This is a genomic window from Allonocardiopsis opalescens (assembly GCF_003002095.1).
Lineage (GTDB): Bacteria > Actinomycetota > Actinomycetes > Streptosporangiales > Streptosporangiaceae > Allonocardiopsis > Allonocardiopsis opalescens.
Map to the genome: position 1 here is coordinate 1059754 of NZ_PVZC01000001.1, position 21656 is coordinate 1081409.

The window sequence follows — 21656 nt, forward strand, 5'->3', positions numbered from 1 at the left end:
GGGTGCGTCCGCGAGGCGACGCGCCGTGGCGCCAGGCGCCACTGTTGAACACCGCGGGAGCTCGCGCCATGGCGGGCTGAGAGGGCGGCCGGCCCCGAGAGGGCCCGGCGCCGCCGACCGCAGAACCTGTTCGGGTAATTCCGGCGTAGGGAGGCGTGCCGTGACGGCACTTGACGACCGTTCCGTCCAGCCCACCGTGACCACCGGCCCCATCATGGGCTCGGCCAAGGTGTACCTGTCCGTGGCCGACCCGCACGGCGGGCCGCCGCTGCGGGTGCCGCAGCGGCGGGTCGGGCTCAGCGACGGGACCCATATCGACCTGTACGACACCTCGGGCCCGTACACCGACACCGGCGCCGCCATCGACGTGCACGCGGGCCTGCCCGCGCTGCGCGCCGACTGGATCGGCGCCCGCGCCCCGGTGAACGGGGCCGACACCCAGCTGGCCCACGCCAGGGCCGGCACCATCACCCCGGAGATGCGCTACGCGGCGGCCCGCGAGGGCATGGACCCCGAGACCGTCCGCGCCGAGGTGGCGGCCGGGCGCGCGGTGATTCCGGCCAACCGCCGCCACCCGGAGTCCGAGCCGATGGTCATCGGCAAGCGGTTCCTGGTGAAGGTCAACGCCAACATCGGCAACTCCGCCGTCACCTCATCGGTCGCCGAGGAGGTCGAGAAGATGGTGTGGGCCACCCGCTGGGGCGCCGACACGATCATGGACCTGTCCACCGGGCGGCGCATCCACGAGACCCGCGAGTGGATCCTGCGCAACTCGCCCGTCCCCGTCGGCACCGTGCCGATCTACCAGGCGCTGGAGAAGGTGAACGGCGACCCGGCCAGGCTGTCGTGGGAGGTCTACCGCGACACGGTGATCGAGCAGGCCGAGCAGGGCGTCGACTACATGACCGTGCACGCCGGGGTGCTGCTGCGCTACGTGCCGCTCACCGCCCGCCGGGTCACCGGCATCGTCTCGCGCGGCGGCTCGATCATGGCGGCGTGGTGCCTGGCGCACCACGAGGAGAGCTTCCTCTACACCCGCTTCGAGGAGCTCTGCGACATCTTCCGCGCCTACGACATCACCTTCTCCCTCGGCGACGGCCTGCGCCCCGGCTCCATCGCGGACGCCAACGACGAGGCGCAGTTCGCCGAGCTGCGCACCCTGGGCGAGCTGACGGCGATCGCCCGGACCAAGGACGTGCAGGTCATGGTCGAAGGTCCCGGCCACGTGCCGCTGCACAAGATCGCAGAGAACGTGCGGCTGGAGGAGGAGCTGTGCGGCGAGGCGCCGTTCTACACGCTCGGCCCGCTGGCCACCGACATCGCCCCCGGCTACGACCACATCACCTCGGCCATCGGCGCCGCGCAGATCGCCTGGCACGGCACCGCGATGCTCTGCTACGTCACCCCCAAGGAGCACCTGGGCCTGCCCGACCGCGACGACGTCAAGACGGGCGTGATCACCTACAAGCTGGCCGCGCACTCCGCCGACCTCGCCAAGGGCCACCCCCGGGCGCAGGAGTGGGACGACACCTTGTCCAAGGCCCGCTTCGAGTTCCGCTGGAAGGACCAGTTCCACCTGGCGCTCGACCCGGAGACCGCGCTCGCCTACCACGACGAGACCCTGCCGGCCGAGCCCGCCAAGACCGCGCACTTCTGCTCCATGTGCGGCCCCAAGTTCTGCTCGATGCGCATCAGCCACGACGTGCGCAGGTACGCCGAGGAGAACGGCCTGACCACGGCCGAGGCCGTCGAGCGGGGCATGCGCGAGAAGGCGGCGGAGTTCGGCGAGCACGGCGGGCGCGTCTACCTGCCGCTGGCGGAGTGAGCGGGAGCCGCTGACACGGGGCGGGGCCGGGCGGTGCGCACCGCCCGGCCCCGCCCCCGCTCCGGGTCAGCCGCCCGGCCGCAGCACCACCTTGACGGTGCCGTCCCGCTTCTTCTGGAAGCGCTCGTAGGCGGCCGGCGCCTCCTCCAGCGGCACGACGTCGGTGGCCAGGTCGCCCACGCCCAGCGGGTCGCCGTCCCCGGTGAGCACCGGCAGGATCCGGCCGGTCCAGCGGCGGACGTGCGCCTGGCCCATCCGGATCTGCACGCCCTTGTCGAACAGGTCCATCATCGGCAGCGGGTCGGCCTGGCCGCCGTACACGCCGCTGAGCGAGATGGTGCCGCCGCGCCGCACCATCGCGCAGGCCAGGTGCAGGGCCGACAGCCGGTCGACGCCCGCCTTCTCCATCATCTTCCGCGCCAGCCGGTCGGGCAGCAGCCCCGCCATGGTCTGCGCCGCCTTGGCGGCGGGGGCGCCGTGCGCCTCCATGCCGACCGCGTCGATCACGGCGTCCGGCCCCCGTCCGGCGGTGTGCTCGCGGACCGCCTCCACCGAATCGTCCACGGCGGTGAGGTCCACCGTGTCCGCGCCGTGCCTGCGCGCCATCTCCAGCCGCTCGGGCACCAGGTCGAGGCCGAAGACCCGGGCGGCGCCCAGGTACCGGGCGACGCGCGCGCACATCTGGCCGATCGGGCCGAGCCCCAGCACCGCGACCGTGGTGCCCGGCCCCGCCCCGGCGTACTCCACCGCCTGCCAGGCGGTCGGCAGCACGTCGGACAGGTACAGGAAGCGCTCGTCGGGCGGCCCCTCGGGCACCGGGATCGGGCCGAACTGGGCCTGCGGCACCCGCAGGTACTCCGCCTGGCCGCCGGGGACGTGCCCGTACAGCCTGGTGTAGCCGAACAGCGCCGCGCCCTTGCCGTACTCGCGCACCTGGGTGGTCTCGCACTGCGCGAACAGCCCGTCGGCGCACATGTAGCAGTGGCCGCAGGCGATGTTGAACGGGACGACCACCCGGTCGCCGGGGGCGATGTGCGAGACCTCCGAGCCGACCTCCTCGACCACGCCCATCGCCTCGTGGCCCAGGATGTCGCCGGGCTCCATGAACATCCCGAGCACCGCGTACAGGTGCAGATCGGAGCCGCAGATCGCGGTGGAGGTGATGCGCACGATCGCGTCGGTGGGCTGCTCGATCCGGGGGTCGGGCACCTCGCTCACCCGGACGTCCTCTTTCCCGTGCCAGGTCACAGCCTTCATGGCGGAACCGCCCTCCTAGCTTTGGGGAGGGAACCACTGGCCGCCGGCGCGGCCGGCTAAACGCGCGGTGCGGGAGCCGCCCCGGGCCGAGCGCGGAGGGACCGCCCGCGTCGGCTCACTCCCCGAGCAGGTAGCGGCGCACCCGGAGCAGGTGCGCGCGCATCGCCTCCTGCGCGGCCACGGCGTCGCGGTCGCGCAGCGCGGCCACGATGGCGCGGTGGTCGCGGGCGTACTCCTCGCGGCGCTCGTCGGTGAAGCTGTTGTGCTTGAGTTTGCCCCACAGCGGCTGGTGCCGGGCGTCGTTGGTGAGGTCGCAGATCCGCACCAGCAGGCCGTTGTGCGAGGCCAGCGCGAAGGAGCGGTGCAGCGCGGCGTCCCAGTGCTCGAACTCGGCGTAGTCGGCCGCCTCGTCGCCGCCGCGCAGGCAGCGCTCCATCTCGGCGAAGTCGGCCTGGGTGGCCGAGGTGACCACCAGCGGCATCGTGGGCGGCTCGATCAGCAGGCGGGCCGCCATGATGTCGGCCGGGCTGGTGATATCGGCACCCGCCCCGGCGATGGGCCGGGCCTCGGCGGCGAGGAAGGTGCCGCGGCCCACCTGGCGGACGATCCAGCCGCGCGCCTCCAGCACGCCGAGCGCCCGCCGGACGGTCGCCCTGCTCTGCCCGCTGCTCTCGGCGAGTTCGCGCTCGGTGGGCAGCTTGCTGCCCGGGACCAGCGAGTGTTCGGCCACCTGCCGTTCGAGCAGTTCGACCACGCGCGCCGCACCGCCCAGCGCGCTGACCGCCGGTTCGGCCGTGACGCCCTCGGCGGCACTCCCGGTGACACTCTCCATGACCCCTCCAACCAATCCGTACCAATCATACTCGGCGGTAGCGATGATCTTGCGGGTCCCGCGGTATTGCGCTCGCGATACAGGTCACATATGGTGGCGATCAAGCGAGACCAATCGGCACCAATGAATGCCAATGCGTACCAATGTGGGGTCTCGTGCCGTATGGCTCACAGATCGGGGCGTCCAGCGGCCACGTCAGGACCACGAGCGGTTCGTGGTGCGGAACGCCGGCGCGGAAGGGCGAAGCAGTATGAAGCTAGTCAGATACCGGTACGGCGGACGCGAGGCCGTCGGCGTCCTGGACGCCGAGCGTGCGGTGGTGCGCGCGGTCGACGGAGCCGGGGGGCAGGCGCCTGAACTCGTCGACCTCATCAGGGACTGGAGCGCGCTGCCGGCCGGCGGGCCGCCGACCGGAGCGGAGTTGCCGCTGGACGAGCTCACCCTCCTGGCTCCGCTGCCGCGGCCGGCGCGCAACATCTTCTGCGTCGGCAAGAACTACCACGACCACTCCGAGGAGTTCGCCGGCAGCGGCTTCGACTCCTCCGACGGCAAGGGGGCGCCCGCCGTCCCGTCGCTGCCCATCTTCTTCACCAAGGTCGCCGGCAGCGTGATCGGCCCGGGCGATCCCATCGAGCCGCACACCGGGGTGACGGCCGCCCTCGACTACGAGGTCGAACTGGCCGTCATCATCGGCACCGGCGGGCGCGGGATCACCGAGGCCGACTCCTGGAACCACATCTGGGGTTACACGATCGTCAACGACATCACGGCCCGCGACCTCCAGCGCGACCACAAGCAGTGGTTCCTCGGCAAGTCCCTGGACACCTTCTGCCCCATGGGCCCCTGGGCGGTCAGCGCCGACGAGGTCAAGGCCACGGAGCTGACCGTGGAGACCCACGTCAACGGCGAGCGGCGGCAGCACGCCAACACCCGCGACCTCATCTTCGGCATCCCCGAACTCATCGCCACCCTCTCGGCGGGGATCACCCTCGAACCCGGCGACATCATCGCCACCGGCACCCCGGCCGGCGTCGGGCTCGGCTTCGACCCGCCCCGCTTCCTCGGCAGCGGTGACGAGGTGTCGGTCTCGATCTCCGGGCTGGGCACGCTGAGCAATCCGGTCGGTCCGGCCACGGGCTAGCAGGGGCGGCCGCCGGCCCGACCCGCGGGCCGGCGGCCGCCCGGCGGTGCCCACCCGATCTCCATCAGCCGAATGAGGCGCATCCGGCCCCAAGACCCAGTCGGCCCCGCAGCGGCCGCCCTGACCAAGTGACCCGAGGAGGTCCCATGCGCGACCCTGAACCAGCCGCTCCGAAGATACGCGTCGACGGAGTCGCGAAGTTCTTCGAGAAGGGCGGCGGAGGCGATGCCGGCCAGGTGCGCGCGCTCGACGGCGTCGACCTCGACATCGCACCCGGCGAGTTCCTGACCGTCATCGGGCCGAGCGGATGCGGCAAGACCACGCTGCTGCGGATCATCGCCTCGCTCACCGATCCCGATGCGGGCCGGGTCCTGGTCGACGGCAAGGCGGTCGACTCCCCGTCTCCCGAGCGGGCCATGGTCTTCCAGTCCTTCGGCCTCTTCCCATGGAAGACCGTCCTGGACAACGTGCGCTTCCCGCTGCGCGTCCGCAAGGCGCCGCTTTCCGAGGCCACCGAGACCGCGATGGAATTCCTGGGCAAGGTCGGGCTGGCCGACTTCGCCCACAGCCATCCGCACCAGCTCTCCGGCGGTATGCAGCAGCGGGTCGGCCTGGCCAGGGCGCTGGCCACCGACCCCGACATCCTGCTGATGGACGAGCCCTTCGGCGCCATCGACGCCCAGACGCGGGAGCTGATGCAGGAGGAGCTGATGCGGCTGTGGCAGGGCAGCGGCAAGACGGTCGTCTTCGTCACCCACGACCTGGACGAGGCCGTGCTCCTCGCCGACCGCGTGCTGCTGCTGTCGCGCTCCCCGGGTACCGTCCGCGCCCTCATCCCGGTCGACCTGCCCCGGCCGCGCTGGGACTACGACGTCCGCGCACTGCCCGGCTTCACCGATATCCGCGCCCGGCTGTGGTCCATGCTCCGCGACGACCTCGTCTTCGCCGAGTCCCACGGTCCGGGGCCGGCGACGGCGGGTGCCCGGTGAGCGCCGCGGCGGCGGCCGCACCCGCGGTGCCGCGCGAGCGCCCGCGGTTGCGGGCGGCGCTGCAGCACGCCGCCTTCGCGCTGGCGCTGCTGGCCGCCTGGGAGATCGGCTCCCGGCTGCTCGGCAGCGCGCTGCTGCTGCCCCCGCCGGGCGCGGTGCTGGCCGCGATGGCCGAGCTGACCGCCAGCGGCGAGCTGGTGGTGGCACTGGGCCAGAGCCTGCTGCTGCTCGTGCTCGGCCTGGCCGCGGCCCTGGTGGTGGGCTTCGTCTTCGGAGTGCTGATCGGCCGCTCCCGTATCGCCTACTGGACGCTGAGCCCCTACTTCAGCGCGCTCTTCGTCATCCCGACGGTGGCCCTGGTCCCGCTGGTGCTGGTCTGGTTCGGCTTCGGCATGGGCGGGCGCGTCATCATCGTGCTGCTGGCCGGCCTGGTGCCGGTGCTGCTCAGCGTCGCCGCCGGCGTCAGAGACGCCCCCGGTGAGCTGGTGGAGGTGGCCCGCTCCTTCGGGCTCCGCGGCGAGCTGCGCCTGCTCATCCAGGTGCGGCTGCGCGCCGCCGTCCCGCTGCTGATGAGCGGCATGCGGCTGGCAGTCGGACGCGCCGTCGTCGGCATGGCGGTCGCCGAGAGCTACCTGCGGCTGGGCGGTATCGGCGGCCTGATCCGCAACTACGGATCGTCGTTCCAGACCGAGTACGTCTTCGCGGCCATCCTGCCGCTCACCCTGCTCGGCATCGGGCTCTCCGCGCTGGTCGGCCTGGTCGAGCGCCGTTTCCAGCGGTGGCAGACATGAGCGCGGCCCCGGTGCGGAGAATCGCGCGCATCGTGGCGCGGCCCACCCTGTGGCTGCCGCTGCTGAGCCTGCTGGTCTTCCTGGCCGTCTGGGAGGCGGTCGGACGCAGCGTCGACCCGCTGCTGTTCGCCCCGCCCTCGCGGATGGCGGGCGAGCTGCCCGAACTGCTGAGCTCCGGCGAACTCGCCGCCGCCACAGGGGTCACCCTCCAGGCCCTCGTCGTCGGCTACCTGCTGGCGGCCGTCAGCGGGGTACTGCTGGGCATCGCCATAGGACAGTGGGACACGCTGGGCAGGCTGCTCGGTCCGTACCTGTTCGGGCTGTTCTCCACTCCGCGCGTCGTGCTGGTCCCCCTCGTCATCCTCTGGTTCGGCATCGGCTACGGCGGCCGGCTCTTCCTGGTCTTCCTGTGGTCGATGATCGCCATCGCCACCACGACCGCCGACGGTATCCGCAACGCCCGACCGGACCTGGTGGAGGTGGCCCGCTCCTACGGAGCCGGCCGCGCGCAGACCATCCTGCACGTGCTGCTGCCCGGGTCCATCCCCTTCGTGCTCTCCGGCCTGCGCATCGGCGCGGAGCGCGCCGTGGTCGGCGTGGTCATCGGCGAGATGTTCCTGGAGATCACCGGCCTCGGCGGCCTGCTCCAGGACAGCGCGCAGAGCCTTGAGACCGCCCGGATGCTGTGGGCGGTGGTCGTGATCGCCGTCATCGGCACAGTGCTCATCACCGGACTGGACGCTCTCGAACGGCGCCTGTCGTCGTGGAAGGCGGAACCCACGTGACCGGCCCGCGTCCCGGGACGGTGCCATCGGAACAGGAGAGGACCCTATGACCACCACACAGCAGGTCGACGACCCGGCGGCCCTGCACCGCGACAGCCTCGTCGTAGAAGCGCACCGCGACTGCTACGAGCAGATCCACTGGTCCAATATGGGCGAGGAGAACCCCGTCCGCGACCGGCTGCTGCCCCGGCTCAGCGCCGGCGGCGTCGACCTGGTGGTCTACGCGGTCGGTGGCGACACGATCGCCCACTCCAACGGCCGCGACAAGAAGCTACTGGCGACGATCGAGAACATCGAAGGGCTGAACGCCGCCTGCGCGGATCCCGGCACGCGCACCGGGATCGTCACCCGCTCCGCCGAGCTGCCCGGCGCGCCCGACGGCATCCCCCGCTTCCTGCTGCACCTGGAGGGCGGCAGTCCGCTGGAGGGCAGCCTCGCCGCGCTCGACGCCCTCTTCCGGCTCGGGGTCCGCTCCATGCAGCCCACCTGGAACGTCCGCAATGAGCTCGGCGACGGAGTGCACGAGCGCGACAGCGGCGGCGGGCTCACCCGCTTCGGGGTCGACGCGGTCCGCCGCATGGAGCGGCTCGGCATGATGGTCGACCTCTCGCACATCTCCGAGTCCGGCTTCTGGCACACCCTGCGCGTCACCGAGGGCCCGGTCGTGGTGACGCACGCCAACGCACGCGCCGTCTTCGAGCACCCGCGCAACCTCAGCGACGAGCAGGTGCGCGCCCTGGCCGAGCGCGGCGGCGTCGTCGGTGTCCACACCCTGCCCATCTACGTGGGCGGCGAGCCGCCCAAGCTGAGCGGGCTGATCGACCACGTCGTCCACTTCGTGGAGCTGGTCGGTGTGGAGCATGTCGGCTTCGGCGGCGACTTCGTCGCCTGCGACGGGCCGCGCCCCGGCCGGGAGGCGCTGTTCCACGATCCCCGCAAGGCGCCGCCCGTGCTCGACGAACTGGTCGAGGCCGACCAGATGGCGAACTTCACCGCCGCGCTGGCGCAGCGCGGCTTCACCGCCGCCGAGATCCGCGCCCTGATCGGCGGGAACTTCCTGCGCGTACTGCGCGCGGTGCTGCCCGAGTGAACGCACGCGGATCGTCAAGGACCGGACCAGGGGAGGAACGATGAGGATCTGCCGCTACACCACCGCGCCCGACACGGGCGAGCCTGCCGAACCGGGCGCCTGGGGAATCGTCCACGAGGACGCCGTCTGGGAACTGACCGGATCGCCCTACGGCGCCTTCGGACGTGGCGAGCGGGTCGGCGCCCTCAGCGAGCTGAGGCTGCTCGCGCCGTGCGAGCCGACCAAAGTGGTGTGCGCGGGGCGCAACTACCGCTCACTGCTCGCCGAGCAGGGCCGCGAGCTGCCGAGCGAGCCCTTCCTCTTCCTCAAGACCCCGAATGCGGTGGTGGGCCCGGGGGCGGCCGTGTGGTACCCGTCCGGCGTCCAGGACCTCGCCCACGAGGGCGAGCTGGCGGTGGTCGTCGGCCGCACCGCCCGCCGGCTGGCGCCCGCCGATGCCGCCGACCACATCCTCGGATACACCTGCGCCAACGACATCACGGTCCGCGACTGGCAGCACCCCAGTGCGCAGTGGTGGCGGGCGAAGAGCGCCGACACGCACTGCCCGGTCGGCCCCTGGCTGGAGACGGAGCCGGCCGGACTGGACGACCTGCGCGTCCGGACCACCGTCAACGGCGAGGTCCGCCAGGACGGCCGGACCGGCGATCTGCTGTTCGGTATCGGCGAGCTGCTCGCCCACGTGTCGGCCCACCTCACCCTGCTGCCCGGCGACGTCGTGCTGACGGGCACCCCGGCCGGCATCCGGCCGGTGCGGCCGGGCGATGTCATGGCGGTCGAGGTAGAGGGCATCGGCACGCTGAGCAACCCCGTGCGCGCCTGGCCGGAGCCGGCCGCGAGGCCGCGGTGAGGGCCGGGCGGCGGACCCCGGCGGCGCTGCTGGCGCTCGCTCTGCTCGCCGGCGGCTGCGCCGAGCAGCAGGGGCCGCCCGCGGTGCTGGCCGAGCCGATCGGCGAGGCCCGCTTCGACCTGTCGGGCGTCAGCGTCCGGATCGGGACCGCCCAAGAGCAGGCGCTGGGGACCAGCACCAGCTACCTGATCGAGATTCTGGAGGGCTGGGGCGCGGAGGTCGAGCTGATCACCCTGACCAACCTCTCGGGCCTGGAGGCGATGGTCGCCGGCCAGATCGATGTGGCGGCCCGCAGCTCTGATGAGCTGGTGACCGGCACCGCGCGCGGAATGTCGGTGCGGGCTATCGGCGAGCCGGTGTCGGCCATGCACTACGCGCTGGTGGCCGCCGACGGCATCGGCAGTGTGGCGGAGCTGAGCGGGGCGCGCGTCGCCGTCAGCGGGCCCGGGGGTTTCGACACCTTCCTGCTCCGCCACCTCCTCACCGAACAGGGTATGGATCCCGACACTGATGTGCGGCTGATGCCCATCGGCGGGAGCACCGAGCGGACCGCCACCCTGATCGCCGGCCAGGCCGACGCCTCCATCGTCTTCGCCGACAACTGGATCGCGCTCGAACAGCGCGGTGCGGACCTCCAGTTGGTCGGCTACGCCGCCGACCTGGTGCCCGGCCTGTCCTCGCGCACCTACTACGCCGAGAGTTCCTATCTGGACGCCAATCCCGAGGTGGCCGACGCGATAGCCTGCGCCAATCTGGAGGCCAACCAGGCGATCGGCGCGGGGCGGGACGCCTTCATCCGGTTCACCCTGGACAACGTCCAGGGCACCAGTGAGAACGATGTCGCGCGCTTCTACGACCTGGCCGCCGAACTCGACATGTACCCGACCGACCCCGAGCAGGTGCTCGTCCCCGACGGCTATGCGAGCCTCGCCGAGCTGATGGCCAGCACCGGCGCTGTGGAGCAGCCGGTGTCCGCCGACGACTTCGTCGACCGGGGTCCGCTGGAGCGGGCGGCGGCAGCGGGCTGCGGGCAGGACGGCGACTGAGCCCTTGGCCTACTCCTTCAGGCGCCCCACGCCCCCGAAGTGCCACCGCGTCGCCCTCTCCAGGTCGGCGCCGGGGTCGGGCCGCCACCAGGGCAGGTGGACGGCACCGGGCGGCAGGAGTTCGAAGCCCTCGAAGAAGGACTCGATCCGCTCGGGGTCGCGGAGGTGGACCGAGGCGGTGGCCTTGCGGTAGGCGTCGGTCATCGTGCCGACGGCCCTGCCGCCGGCGCTGCGGGTGCCGTGGGCGATGACGAGGTGGCTGCCGGGCGCCATGGCCGCGCGGAAGCGGCGCACGATCGACGCGGGGTCCTCGTCGTCGGAGACGAAGTGCAGGATCGCGCAGAACAGCACCGCGACAGGGCGGTCGAAGTCGATCAGGCGCAGCGCGCGGATCTGGCCGAGGATGTCGTCGGGCTCGCGGGCATCGGCCTGGATGACGGTGGTGCTCCGCTCGTCGACGAGCAGGGCGCGGGCGTGGGTGAGCACCACGGGGTCGTTGTCGACGTAGACGACGCGGCTGCCGGGGCGGATCGCCTGCGCGATCTCGTGGACGTTGCCCTCGGTGGGCAGGCCGGTGCCGATGTCGATGAACTGGTCGATGCCCGAGCGGGCCAGCACGCGGACCGCGCGGCGCAGGAAGGCGCGGTTCTCCTGCGCGGTCTGGAACAGTTCCGGAACGTCGCGCAGTATCTTCTCGGCGGCATCGCGGTCCACCTGGAAATGATCTTTACCGCCGAGGTAGTAGTCGTACATTCGCGCCGGACTCGGCCGGGTCAGATCGACGGGCGGCGGATTCCAGCGCGGTCTGTCGTCGCCGATGCCGCACCCCCGATCGCCCGTGCGCGCCGCGGACGGAGCCGTTCCGGCGCGGCCGAGTCCGATCATAGTGCGGAGTCGGGCGGGCGTTCGCGTGAATGTGAGGGTGCGTCCGATTCGCCCTCATGAATGCCGTTCCAGGTATAGCGTTCCGCGTAGGCCGGAGCAGTTTCCGCGACGCGTAGAAAGGCCGTGCCATGGGATTCGGAGTCCTGTTCACCCAGGGGACCATTTCCGGTGATCCGCACCTGGTCGGCCAGGAGATCCTGGAGCAGGCCGCCGCGGCCGACCGCCTGGGCTTCGACGCGGCGCTGACCACCGAGCACAAGTACTCGCCCGAGTACTTCGGCTCGCCGCTGCACCTCGCCTACGCGATCGCGGCCCGCACCGAGCGGGTGCGGGTCGGCACCAGCATCGCCATCGCCCCGCTGTACAACCCGGTCGAACTCGCCCAGGACGCCGCCATGCTCGACCAGCTGTCCGGCGGCCGCCTCTTCCTCGGCCTGGGCGCCGGCTACCTGGAGGAGGACTTCACCACCGTCGGCGTCCCCTTCGCCGAGCGGGCCGGGCGGATGGACGAGGGCGTGCGGGTGATCCGCGAGGCGTGGACCCGCGAGCGCTTCTCCTTCCGGGGCGAGCACTACTCGTTCACCGACGTCTCGGTGATCCCCAAGCCCAGGCGGCCCGGCACTGCCATCCACCTCGGCGCCTGGACCCCGGGCGGGCTGCGCCGCGCGGCCCGGCTCGGCGACGGCTGGATCAGCAACGCGCTGATGTCGGCCGACACCATGGCGGGCATGGCGGCCGCCTACCGGGCCGAGGCGCGGCGCCTGGGCCGCCCCTCCCGCGTCACCGCGGTCCGCTTCTGCTGGCCGTGCCGCAGCCGCGAGCAGGGCGTCCGCGACTTCGGCGAGACCGCGCTGGCCATGATCCGCACCCTGTGGGAGTACGGCGCGATCGGCGACATGCCCGGGGTATCCTCGGCCGCCGACATCACCCTGGAGGACGCCGTCCGCGACCGCATGCTGTTCGGCACCCCCGACGAGATCGCCGCCTCGGTCGAGGGCTTCCGGGCCAAGGCCGGGGTGGACGACTTCCTGCTGATCTTCCGGCACCCCACCGGGCCCGCGCTCAAACCGGTCCTGGACGCGATGGAGCTGTTCGCCGCCGAGATCGCGGGCCGCGCCTAGTGGCTCCCGCCGCGGGGGCCGGCCGCCCGGTGCGGGTCGGGGTGATCGGCGCCGGCTACGGCGCCGCCACCCACCTGCCCGCCTACGCCGCGCTGCCGGAGTTCGAGCTGGTGGCCGTGGCCACCCGGGGCCTGGACACCGCGCGTGCCGCCGCCGAGCGCTTCGGCGCGCCCCGCTACTACGCCGACCACCGCGAGCTGTGCGCCGACCCCGAGGTCGAGCTGGTCGATGTCGTCACCCGCCCCAGCCTGCACGAGCCGATGGCCGCGGCCGCCGCGCGGGCGGGCAAGGCCGTGCTGTGCGAGGCGCCGCTGGCCGCCGCCGCCGACTCCGCCGAGCGGATGCGCGCCGCCGTGCGCGCCGCGGGCGTGCCCGGCTACCTGGGCCTGCAGTCGCGGTTCTCGCCCGGGCTGTGGGAGCTGCGCCGGCAGGTGGCCGAGGGGGCGGTCGGCCGGGTCGAGAACGTCCGCGCCGCCGCGTTCTACTCCACCTTCACCCGGCCGGAGGCGGTGCGGCCCTCGCTGTGGTGCGCCGACGCCGGCACCGGCGCCGGCTCGCTTCGCGTGCACGGCCTGCACACCCTCGACCTGATCCGCTGGATCTTCGGCGAGCCCGACGACGCCACCGTGCGCGGCCACACCGCCGCGCTGCGCCCCGGCTGGCCGGGCGACGCCGAGGCGACCAGCAGCGACTCCGCCGCGGTGGTCGGCCGGCTGGCGGGCGGCGCGCTGTTCTCGGTGCACACCTCCTGGGTCGCCTGGCACGGCGGCGGCTGGACGCTTGAGGTGTACGGCGACGCCGGGATGCTGCGCGCCACCGCCGCCGGCCACACCGGCCACTTCCCGGTCCGGCTGACCGGCGCGGGCCGGGCGGCCGCCGCCGTCGGCACCCTGGCGCCGCGCTCCGACGCCTACGACGTGGCGGCGGTGGAGCGCGACTCGGCCGGGTACCCGCTGGCCCGGCTGCTGGTCCGCCTCGCCCGCGAGCTGCGCACCGGCGAGCGCGACCCCGACCTGCCGACCTTCGACGACGGCGCCCGGCTGCTGCGGCTGGCCGACCGGATCGAGCCGCCCGCGGGCTGACGGCCGGAGACCGGCGGCTCGGCCCGGCTCGGTCGGTGCCCTGGTGGTCCGGCGCGGGCAAGCCCCGCCCGGTCACGGCTGCGGCGGCCCGGCCGGCCGGTGCCGGCCGGCGGCGCCGACGCCGGCCACCGGCAGGTCCGGCCGGGGCACGCGCGTCCCCGGCCGTCCGGCCTGCACAACCCACGCCTCGCCGGTGCCTTCGGACTCCAGTACCGCCTCCACGCAGGCGGCGATCTCGTCCGGCTCGGCCGCGAGGATGCCGGCGCCCAGGAGCTCGGCACGGAAGGCGGAGATCAAAGGGGTGTCGGTGACGCCGGGACAGACGGCGTTGACCCGCACCCCGTCGGCCGCGTATAGCAGCGCCGCCGATCCGACCAGGCCGATCAGGGCGTGCTTGGCGGCCGAGTAGAAGGGATCGGGCGAGGGGGTGAGCCCGGCCAGGCTGGAGACGACCGCGATCGAGCCGCCGCCCTGCTCCCGCAGCCGTGGCAGGCAGGCGTTCATACCGTAGACGGCGCCGTCCAGGTCGATCGCCATGGTCTCCCGGTAGGCGGCGACGCTGAAGTCGTGGAAGCCACAGCGGCCGGCCACCCCGGCGTTCAGCACGACCGCGTCCAGGCGGCCGAAGGCGGCCACCGCGGCGGCGACCGTGCGCTCGTTGTCCTCGGGGGAGGCGATGTCGGCGGGCAGGAACAGCCCGCCGATCCGCTCGGCCAGCTCGACGCCGCGCGCGGCGTCGATATCGGCGATGGCAACGCGGTGGCCCCGGGCGGCCAGCCGGACGGCGGTCGCGGCGCCGATCCCGCCGGCCCCGCCGGTGATCAGGGCGGTGGGCCGGGTCATGGCCGTCCCTCACCGGTGGGGTGGGGAGCCGGCGGCGGCACGGGCGCGGGCGTCTGGCCGTCGGGCCGGCGCCGGGAGAGTTCCACACCGTGCATCCGCAGGCCGTGGCGGCGCAGGTAGCGGTCGCCGTAGAGCTTCTGGAAGGAGAAGAGGGCCAGGACCGTCACGGCCAGCAGCACGGGTTCGAGGGCGGGTACGAGGTCGATGGGCAGGCTCGCCGCCATGGCGATCTGGACGGCGGTGTGGCAGAGGAAGATGCCGCCCCACACGCCGGTGGAGACCCGCATGGCGTGCCGGAACTCGGGGAAGCGCTCCCAGTTGCGCCGCCAGGTGGCGGCCCGCTCCCCGGAGAGGAAGGCCAGGGTGCCCGAGTACAGCAGCGGGCGCCCCACCGCCAGGGTGGCCAGGGTCCACAGGCCCATCGCCGCACTGGCCCAGGCGTCGCGGATGAGCAGTGCGCGAGGGCTGCCGGTGATCAGCGACATCGCGACGGTGAGCACCATCGTGCCGAGGACGAACAGGGTGACGCCGCTGACCCGGCGGTGTACGGCGATCCCGTGCACGGCGTGCGCGGCGGGCAGCGCCGCGGCGAGCAGCAGGGCGAGGAACTGGTCGGCCCCGAGCGCGCGCATCCCGTAGAAGACGGCGAGCGGCAGCACGAGCTCCAGCGCCAGGGTGCGGCCGAGCGGGCCCGGCCGCCCGGAGGGGCGCGGAGGCGAGGGAGCGGTCACGGCGCCGCCCCGTTCCCGGTGCGCGTGCCGGGGCCGCTGTGCGGCCGCCGGGTGGCCAGATCGAAGGCGGCGACGAGTTCGCGGGTGTAGGCGTCGAAGTTGAAGGCGGTGCCGCCGCGCAGCCGCTGCGCCGCCGCGTCGACGGCGCCGCGGATCATCACCGCCATCGAGCGGGCGTCGAAGTCGCGGAACTCCCCGGCCCGCTGCCCCTCGGCCAGCAGGTGCTCCAGGCCGAGGACGCTCGGCTCCTGGACGCCGGCCGAGGTGCGCGGGGTACCGTCCCCGGCCCGCAGGTGCGGGCCGATCTCGGTGAGCGCGGCCATCTCCACCGGGTGCTCGCGCAGGAAGCGCAGATTGGACTCCAGGTAGGCGCGGAGCCGCCGCCGCCAGTCCGTCTCGGCCTCGATGGCCGCCGTGATCGTGGCGGCGCCGGCGTGCAGGACATCCTCGACGATCTGCTCGATCAGGTCGTCCTTGCCCGCGAAGTGGTAGGAGATCATCCGCGGGCTGCTCAGTCCGGCCCGCTCGGTGATGCGGGCGAAGGACGCCTGGTCGTAGCCGAGTTCGGCGATGACCTCGATCGCGGCCCGCACGATCTGCGCGCGGCGCGCGGTGGCGGTTGCGCTCCGGTGCGGCCGGGAGTCCCCGGCCGCGGTCGTGTTTATCTGCATAGATAAAAACTACCATGGCCAGATAAAAACCAGGCGGTGCGGGCGCGGCGGATCACGGCTCACTGGAAGTCGCGGCTGCGGTGCACGGCGGGGACGGCCAGCGGCTCGAAGGCGGCCGCGAGCACGTTGACCACCCCGTCCCTGCGTTCGAGCCGGCCGTGCACCACCACGGCGGGGGCGGTGCGCGCGACCACCCGGTGCCGCCGCCACACCGGGGGCGGGCAGACGACATTGGCCATGCCGGTCTCGTCCTCGACGTTGAGGAAGGTCATCCCGCCCGCCGTCTCCGGCCGCTGCCGGTGGGTGACCAGCCCGCCGATCCGCACCCAGCTCCCGTCGGGCGTGCCGCGCAGCCGGGCGGCCGGGAGCGCGCCGCGCCGGTCCAGGGCGCCGCGCACGTGCGCGAGCGGGTGCACCCGGGAGCTGCCCGTGGCCCACAGGTCGGCATAGGTCTCCTCGGCCGGCGACATCGCGGGCAGCGCGGGCGCCTCGGTGCCCGGGGTGGTGCCGGGCAGCTGGCCGGGGCGGACGGCCGCCAGCGAGCGGGCCGCCCACAGCGCCTCGCGGCGGGAGAGGCCGAAGCAGCCGAAGGCGCCCGCGGTGGCCAGCGCCTCCAGGGATGCGGCGGGCAGCCGGACCCGCATGGCCAGGTCGTGGGGGTCGGTGTAGGGCTGCCCGGCCGCGATCGCCTCGGCCGCCTCCGCGCCCAGGCCGCGCACGTCGGCCAGGCCGAGCCGGATCGCGGGCTGCGGCAGGGCGGGGGCGTGCGGGTGCGGGGGCCCGCCTCCGGTGTCCCCGTCGTCCGCCTCGGCCTTCTCCAGCCCGGGCGAGACCCCGCTCGCGTTGAGGTCCACGCCCAGCACCCGCACCCCGTGCCGGCGCGCGTCGTCCAGCAGGGTGCGCGGGTGGTAGAAGCCCATCGGCTGGTTGCGCAGCAGGGCGGCGGTGAACGCCGCCGGGTAGTGCCGCTTCAGCCAGGCGCTGGCGTAGACCAGGTGCGCGAAGGAGATGGCGTGCGACTCGGGGAAGCCGAAGCTGGCGAAGCCGAGGATCTTGTCGTAGACGTCCTCGGCGACCTCGGGGCCGATCCCGCGCTCGGCCATCCCGGCCAGCAGCCGCTCCCGCAGCTCGTGCACCCGCTCGGGCGCCCGCTTGGAGCTCATCGCCTGGCGCAGCCGGTCGGCCTCGGCGGGGGTGAACCCGGCGCAGTCCACGGCCAGCTGCATCATCTGCTCCTGGAACAGCGGCACCCCCAGGGTGCGCCGCAGCGCGTTCTCCATCAGCGGGTGCGGGCAGTCCGCCGCCTCCCGCCCCTGGCGGCGGCGCAGGTAGGGGTGGACGGAGCCGCCCTGGATCGGCCCGGGGCGGATCAGCGCCACCTCGATGACCAGGTCGTAGAACTTTTCCGGGCGCAGCCGGGGCAGGGTGCCCATCTGCGCCCGGCTCTCCACCTGGAACACCCCGACGCTGTCGGCCTCGCACAGCATCGCGTACACCAGCGGGTCCCCGCCCGGCAGGCCCGCCAGGTCGTAGCGGACCCCGTGGTGGTCGGCGACCAGGTCGAAGGCGTCGTGCAGCGCCGACAGCATGCCCAGGCCGAGCAGGTCGAACTTGACCAGCCCGATGGCGGCGCAGTCGTCCTTGTCCCACTGGAGCACGCTGCGCCCCGGCATCGACGCCCACTCCACCGGGCAGACCTCGCCCACCGGGCGGTCGCAGATGACCATGCCGCCGGAGTGGATGCCGAGGTGGCGGGGGAGCCGCTGCATCCGCTCGGCCAGCTCGGCCACCCGCGGCGGGATGCCGGCCTCGGCGGCCCGGTCGGCGTCCACGGGGTCGCGGGCCTCCAGGTGCCGCGACCAGGCGTCCTGCTGCCCGGGGGAGAAGCCGAGCGCGCGGGCGGCGTCGCGCACCGCCAGCCGGGGGCGGTAGCTGATCACATTGGCGACCTGGGCGGCCCGGTCGCGGCCGTAGCGCTCGTAGACGTACTGGATGACCTCCTCGCGGCGCCGGTTCTCGATGTCCAGGTCGATGTCGGGCGGGCCGTCGCGGATGGGGGAGAGGAAGCGCTCGAACAGCAGGCCGTAGGAGACGGCGTCCACATTGGTGATGCCCAGCGCGTAGCAGACCGCGGAGTTGGCGGCCGAGCCCCGGCCCTGGCACAGGATGCCCCGGGACCGGCAGAACTCCACGATGTCGTGCACGATCAGGAAGTAGCCGGGGTACTCCCCGGCCTCGATCACGTCCAGCTCCCGGTCGATCTGGGCGTAGGCGCCCGGGGTGGTCTCGGCGCCCCTGGGGCCGTACCGGGCGGGGGCGCGCCGCTCCACCAGCTCGCGCAGCCAGGACGCCTCGTCGTGGCCCTCCTCCACCGGGCAGTCGGGCAGGCTCGGCGCGATGAGCCTCAGGTCGAAGGCGCAGGACTCGCCCAGCTCCACCGTCGCCTCGAACACGCCGGGGTAGCGGGCCAGCCGGGCGGCCATCTCGGCGCCGCCGCGCAGATGGGAGCCTGCGGCGGGCAGCCAGCCCGCCATCTCGTCCAGGCTCCGGCGGGCCCGCACGGCGGCCAGCGCGTGCGCCAGCCGGGTCCCCGAGGGGGCGGCCTGGTGGACGTTGCCCGAGGCGACCGCGCCGACGCGGGCGGCGCGGGCCAGCGCGAACAGCGCGTCGTTGCGGGCGTCGTCCTCCGGCCGGCCCTGGTCGACCAGCTCCACCAGCACGTTCTCGCGGCCGAACCGGTCCACCAGGGCGTCCAGCTCCCGGCGGGCCGCGCGGGGGCCGTGCGCGCGCAGCGCGGCGGGCACGGCGCCCTTGCGGCAGCCGGTCAGCACCGCCCACCGGCCGCCGTGCGCCGCCGCGAGCCCGTCGAGGCGGTAGACCGGGCGGCCCTTGGCGCCGGCCAGCTGGGCGCGGCTGATCTCGGCGCTCAGCGCGGCGTAGCCGTCGGGGTCCCTGGCCAGCACCAGCAGGTGCCGCCCGCCCGGGTCGGGCACCGGCTCGCGCGGCGCGGGCCGGTCCAGGCTCAGCTCGGCGCCGAAGGCGGTCCGCAGGCCGGTGCCCCTGGCCGCCTCGGCGAACCTGACCACCCCGTACATGCCGTCGTGGTCGGTCAGCGCGAGGGTGCCCACGCCCAGCCGGAGCGCCTCGGCCACCAGCTCCTCGGGGGCGGAGGCGCCGTCCAGGAAGCTGTAGGAGGAGTGGCAGTGCAGCTCCGCCCACGGGACGGGGGCCGCGTCCCCGCGCGGTTCGGGCGGGTCGGGCACCACCCGCAGCGCGCGGCGCGGACGGCGCCCGGCGCCGCCGCCGTCCCCGGCGCCGTCCGGCCGGGGGCGGCCCCACGACAGCCGCCGCTCGAACTCCTTCCAGTGGATCGGCGGGTTATCCCAGCCCACGGCGGACCCTCCCGCCCGGCCGCGCGGCGGTGCGCTCAGTCGTAGCTCGCCTCGGCATACCAGCGTCCTTTCTCCACGAGCAGCAGCCAGGCCCGGCCGTCCTCCGTGACGACCTGCAGGCGCGCCCGGCGCCGGGACCGGTCGGGGTCCCACCAGTACTCCACCGACGGCCACGGCCCCGCCCACGCCGTCACCGGGACCGGCGGCCGGCCCAGCACCGACAGCCGGGCCGGCGGCGCCGACAGCGCGCCCCGCCCGCTCACCGCCACCGGCGCCCCGGCCCCGTCGGCCAGCTCGGCCGGGAGCGGCCGGGGCGGCACCGCCGCCGGCGCCGGGTCGGGCGGCCGCCCGGGCCAGGGCGCGTCGCCGGGCGGCTCGGGGGCCGCGTCGCCGAAGGGCACCCGCAGCGCCCGCTCGGCCGGGCCGCGGCCGCCGCCCAGGTAGGGGAGGGTGACGGCGCCGTGGCCGAGCAGCCCCTGCAGGCGGGCGACGGCCCGCTCCACCTGCTCGTCGGCGGCGGCCCGTCCCCACAGCGAGCGCTGCCCGCCCTTCGCCGGCACCAGGTGGTCGGGGACCAGGCGCAGCTGCGCCACTCCCTCGCTCAGCGCCTCGCCGCTGTCGGAGCCGGGGGCGCGCCAGGCCTCCAGCTGCCAGCGCACCCGCTCGGCCACCGCCGAGGCCGACAGCCGCCCGCCGTGCCGCCACAGCCGCCGCCAGCCGCGGCCGTCCCCGGCCACCACCTCCACCCCGACCCGCACGCAGGCCAGGCCGCGCCCGGCCAGCCGCTCGTGCAGCTGCTCGGCGAGGGCCTTGGCGGCGAACAGCAGCTGGTCGGCGCGCTCGGCGGGCGGCTCGAAGACCATCCGCGCGCTCAGGTCGGCGGACGGGCGCCGCGGGGCCGGCGGGCGCGGTTCGCGGCCCGAGGCCAGGCGGTGCGCCAGCAGCCCGTCGGCGCCGAACCTGGCCAGCACGTCGCGGCCGGGCAGCGCGGCGAAGCCGCCGAGCGTGTCCACGCCCAGCCGGACCAGCACCCCGGCCAGCTCGGGCCGGCCCAGCACCGCGATGGGGTGCGGGGCCAGGAAGGCGGCGGCCCGTCCCGGCGGCACGACGGTGCCCGCCTGTCCGTGCCGGGCGGCGAGTCCGGCGGCGAAGGTGCCGTCGGCCACCCCGACCGCGCAGTCGAAGCCCGCGGCGGCCACCGCGGCCCGCACCCGCTCCACCAGGGCGGCCTCGCCGCCGTAGTAGCGGGCCGGTCCGGCCGCCGGGACCGCGCACAGCCCGGGCCTGACCACCTCCAGGCGCGGGCACAGCTCCTCCACCGCCGAGGCGACCCGCTCGAACAGGCGCGCCTCGGCCCCCGGGTCGCGCTCGCGCACCGCCAGCCCGGCGCAGTCGCGCTGCGCGTCCCTGACCCGCCGGCCCCGGCGCACCCCCGCCGCGCGGGCCGCCGCCGAGGCGGCCACCACCCGGCCGCCGGCGACCACCGCGACCGGCGGCCCTCCGCCCTCCGGCGCGCCGTCCTCCCCGGGCGGCCGGACCGCCCGCACCGGCCAGTCGGGGCACCACACCACCAGCACCCGGGGCGGCGCGCTCACCCCGCCTCCGCGCGCGGGGCCGCACCGCCGGAGCCGTCCGCGCGCTCCGCCCCGGTCCAGGCGCTGACGGTGCCGTCAGGGCCGGGCAGCCACAGCGACACCCGGCGGCCCGCCCCCGAACGGCCGCGCGGTTCGGCCGCGACCCGGGCGCGGCGGCCCCGCAGGTGGCCGCGGCCGTCCTCCGCCCCCACCCACTCGGCCCACTCCATCCGCAGCCCCAGCCGCGCCCCCTCCCAGCCGCCGGAGACCACCAGCACGCAGCCCGAGCGGCGCACCACCGCCGACAGGCGGCGCACCACCGGTCCGGCCACCCGGCCGACGGGGCGCGCCACCACCAGGCCGACGGCGTCGGCCAGCGTCGCCACCGCGTCGGGCCAGCGCGCCCCCGGCTCGTCCACCAGCAGCGTCCGGTCCAGCCGCACGCCCATCCCGGCGGCCGCCACCACGCCCAGCTCCGGCACCCCCACCACGCCGCACCACACCCCCGCCTCCGACGCCCCCGCCAGCAGGGCCAGCCCCAGCGAAGCCGCCCCCGCACCGCCGACGCTCACCACGGAACCCGGCGCCAGACCCGCGCCGAGCACGGGCCGCAGCGCCGGGAGCACCGGGAGCGGCTCGCCCCGTTCCCGGTCCAGCTCCGACGCTGCCGACGCTGTGACCTGGACCGACGGCTCCATGAAGATCAATTTGGAACATGTGTTCGAATGCTGTCAAGGTGGGTCGGCGGGGGTGG

Annotated in this window: 19 protein-coding genes; 10 read left to right on the forward strand and 9 right to left on the reverse strand. The window is 74.6% G+C overall.

Annotation, left to right across the window (positions count from 1 at the left end; translation table 11 throughout):
- The first annotated feature begins 160 nt into the window (after window positions 1–160).
- Window positions 161–1825 carry a phosphomethylpyrimidine synthase ThiC gene (thiC, locus tag CLV72_RS04265; RefSeq protein ID WP_106239520.1) on the forward strand — a complete coding sequence of 555 codons (1665 nt, stop codon included), beginning with the start codon at window positions 161–163 and terminating at the stop codon, window positions 1823–1825.
- Window positions 1826–1891: 66 nt separating this feature from the next.
- On the opposite strand, the gene CLV72_RS04270 is transcribed toward thiC, so the two are convergent.
- Together CLV72_RS04270 and CLV72_RS04275 are read right to left on the reverse strand one after the other, a co-directional pair.
- Entirely contained in the window at window positions 1892–3082 is a 1191-nt protein-coding gene (locus CLV72_RS04270; RefSeq protein WP_106239522.1) for a zinc-dependent alcohol dehydrogenase, read from the reverse strand.
- A 115-nt stretch (window positions 3083–3197) separates the two neighbouring features.
- Window positions 3198–3914 carry a FadR/GntR family transcriptional regulator gene (locus CLV72_RS04275; protein ID WP_106239525.1) on the reverse strand — a complete coding sequence of 239 codons (717 nt, stop codon included), beginning with the start codon at window positions 3912–3914 and terminating at the stop codon, window positions 3198–3200.
- A gap of 250 nt (window positions 3915–4164) precedes the next feature.
- On the opposite strand from CLV72_RS04275, the gene CLV72_RS04280 reads away from it, so the two are divergent.
- The 7 genes from CLV72_RS04280 to CLV72_RS04310 all read left to right on the forward strand — a co-directional run bounded on the left by CLV72_RS04280 (window position 4165) and on the right by CLV72_RS04310 (window position 10603).
- On the forward strand, window positions 4165–5055 hold the full coding sequence (locus CLV72_RS04280) for a fumarylacetoacetate hydrolase family protein (protein ID WP_106239527.1): 891 nt from the start codon (window positions 4165–4167) through the stop codon (window positions 5053–5055).
- A 146-nt stretch (window positions 5056–5201) separates the two neighbouring features.
- Entirely contained in the window at window positions 5202–6044 is an 843-nt protein-coding gene (locus CLV72_RS04285) for an ABC transporter ATP-binding protein (RefSeq protein WP_106239530.1), read from the forward strand.
- Entirely contained in the window at window positions 6041–6835 is a 795-nt protein-coding gene (locus tag CLV72_RS04290; RefSeq protein ID WP_211302682.1) for an ABC transporter permease, read from the forward strand. The genes CLV72_RS04285 and CLV72_RS04290 overlap by 4 nt, the downstream gene beginning before the upstream one ends.
- Window positions 6832–7620, forward strand: a complete 789-nt coding sequence (locus tag CLV72_RS04295; protein ID WP_211302683.1) for an ABC transporter permease — start codon at window positions 6832–6834, stop codon at window positions 7618–7620. The genes CLV72_RS04290 and CLV72_RS04295 overlap by 4 nt, the downstream gene beginning before the upstream one ends.
- Window positions 7621–7666: 46 nt before the next feature.
- Window positions 7667–8710 (forward strand): dipeptidase, encoded by a 1044-nt coding sequence (locus CLV72_RS04300; RefSeq protein ID WP_106239532.1) that lies wholly within the window; start codon window positions 7667–7669, stop codon window positions 8708–8710.
- A gap of 40 nt (window positions 8711–8750) precedes the next feature.
- Complete coding sequence (locus CLV72_RS04305) at window positions 8751–9557, forward strand: fumarylacetoacetate hydrolase family protein (RefSeq protein ID WP_106239535.1); 807 nt, start codon at window positions 8751–8753, stop codon at window positions 9555–9557.
- Window positions 9554–10603: an ABC transporter substrate-binding protein gene (locus tag CLV72_RS04310; RefSeq protein ID WP_170140866.1), complete on the forward strand. Its 1050-nt coding sequence runs from the start codon at window positions 9554–9556 to the stop codon at window positions 10601–10603. The genes CLV72_RS04305 and CLV72_RS04310 overlap by 4 nt, the downstream gene beginning before the upstream one ends.
- A gap of 9 nt (window positions 10604–10612) precedes the next feature.
- Here the strand turns inward: CLV72_RS04310 and CLV72_RS04315 are convergent, their stop codons facing one another.
- Window positions 10613–11422, reverse strand: a complete 810-nt coding sequence (locus CLV72_RS04315; protein WP_425428042.1) for an SAM-dependent methyltransferase — start codon at window positions 11420–11422, stop codon at window positions 10613–10615.
- Window positions 11423–11616: 194 nt separating this feature from the next.
- Here CLV72_RS04315 and CLV72_RS04320 point away from each other — a divergent pair, with 194 nt between their 5' ends.
- Together CLV72_RS04320 and CLV72_RS04325 are read left to right on the forward strand one after the other, a co-directional pair.
- Complete coding sequence (locus CLV72_RS04320; RefSeq protein WP_106239543.1) at window positions 11617–12609, forward strand: LLM class flavin-dependent oxidoreductase; 993 nt, start codon at window positions 11617–11619, stop codon at window positions 12607–12609.
- Window positions 12609–13691 (forward strand): Gfo/Idh/MocA family protein, encoded by a 1083-nt coding sequence (locus CLV72_RS04325; RefSeq protein WP_106239547.1) that lies wholly within the window; start codon window positions 12609–12611, stop codon window positions 13689–13691. Before CLV72_RS04320 ends, CLV72_RS04325 begins: the two co-directional genes overlap by 1 nt.
- 72 nt (window positions 13692–13763) lie before the next feature.
- Here the strand turns inward: CLV72_RS04325 and CLV72_RS04330 are convergent, their stop codons facing one another.
- The 6 genes from CLV72_RS04330 to CLV72_RS04355 are packed head-to-tail and all read right to left on the reverse strand — an operon-like array spanning window position 13764 to window position 21600.
- A complete protein-coding gene (locus CLV72_RS04330; RefSeq protein WP_106239551.1) occupies window positions 13764–14534 on the reverse strand; it encodes an SDR family NAD(P)-dependent oxidoreductase in 771 nt (256 codons plus the stop codon).
- A complete protein-coding gene (locus CLV72_RS04335; RefSeq protein ID WP_211302684.1) occupies window positions 14531–15265 on the reverse strand; it encodes a VC0807 family protein in 735 nt (244 codons plus the stop codon). The genes CLV72_RS04330 and CLV72_RS04335 overlap by 4 nt, the downstream gene beginning before the upstream one ends.
- Window positions 15262–15936: a TetR/AcrR family transcriptional regulator gene (locus CLV72_RS04340; RefSeq protein WP_106239554.1), complete on the reverse strand. Its 675-nt coding sequence runs from the start codon at window positions 15934–15936 to the stop codon at window positions 15262–15264. The genes CLV72_RS04335 and CLV72_RS04340 overlap by 4 nt, the downstream gene beginning before the upstream one ends.
- 59 nt (window positions 15937–15995) lie before the next feature.
- Window positions 15996–19328, reverse strand: a complete 3333-nt coding sequence (locus CLV72_RS04345) for an error-prone DNA polymerase (protein ID WP_106239556.1) — start codon at window positions 19326–19328, stop codon at window positions 15996–15998.
- A 35-nt stretch (window positions 19329–19363) separates the two neighbouring features.
- Complete coding sequence (locus tag CLV72_RS04350; RefSeq protein ID WP_106239559.1) at window positions 19364–20923, reverse strand: DNA polymerase Y family protein; 1560 nt, start codon at window positions 20921–20923, stop codon at window positions 19364–19366.
- Complete coding sequence (locus tag CLV72_RS04355) at window positions 20920–21600, reverse strand: hypothetical protein (protein ID WP_211302685.1); 681 nt, start codon at window positions 21598–21600, stop codon at window positions 20920–20922. The genes CLV72_RS04350 and CLV72_RS04355 overlap by 4 nt, the downstream gene beginning before the upstream one ends.
- Window positions 21601–21656: the final 56 nt, after the last annotated feature.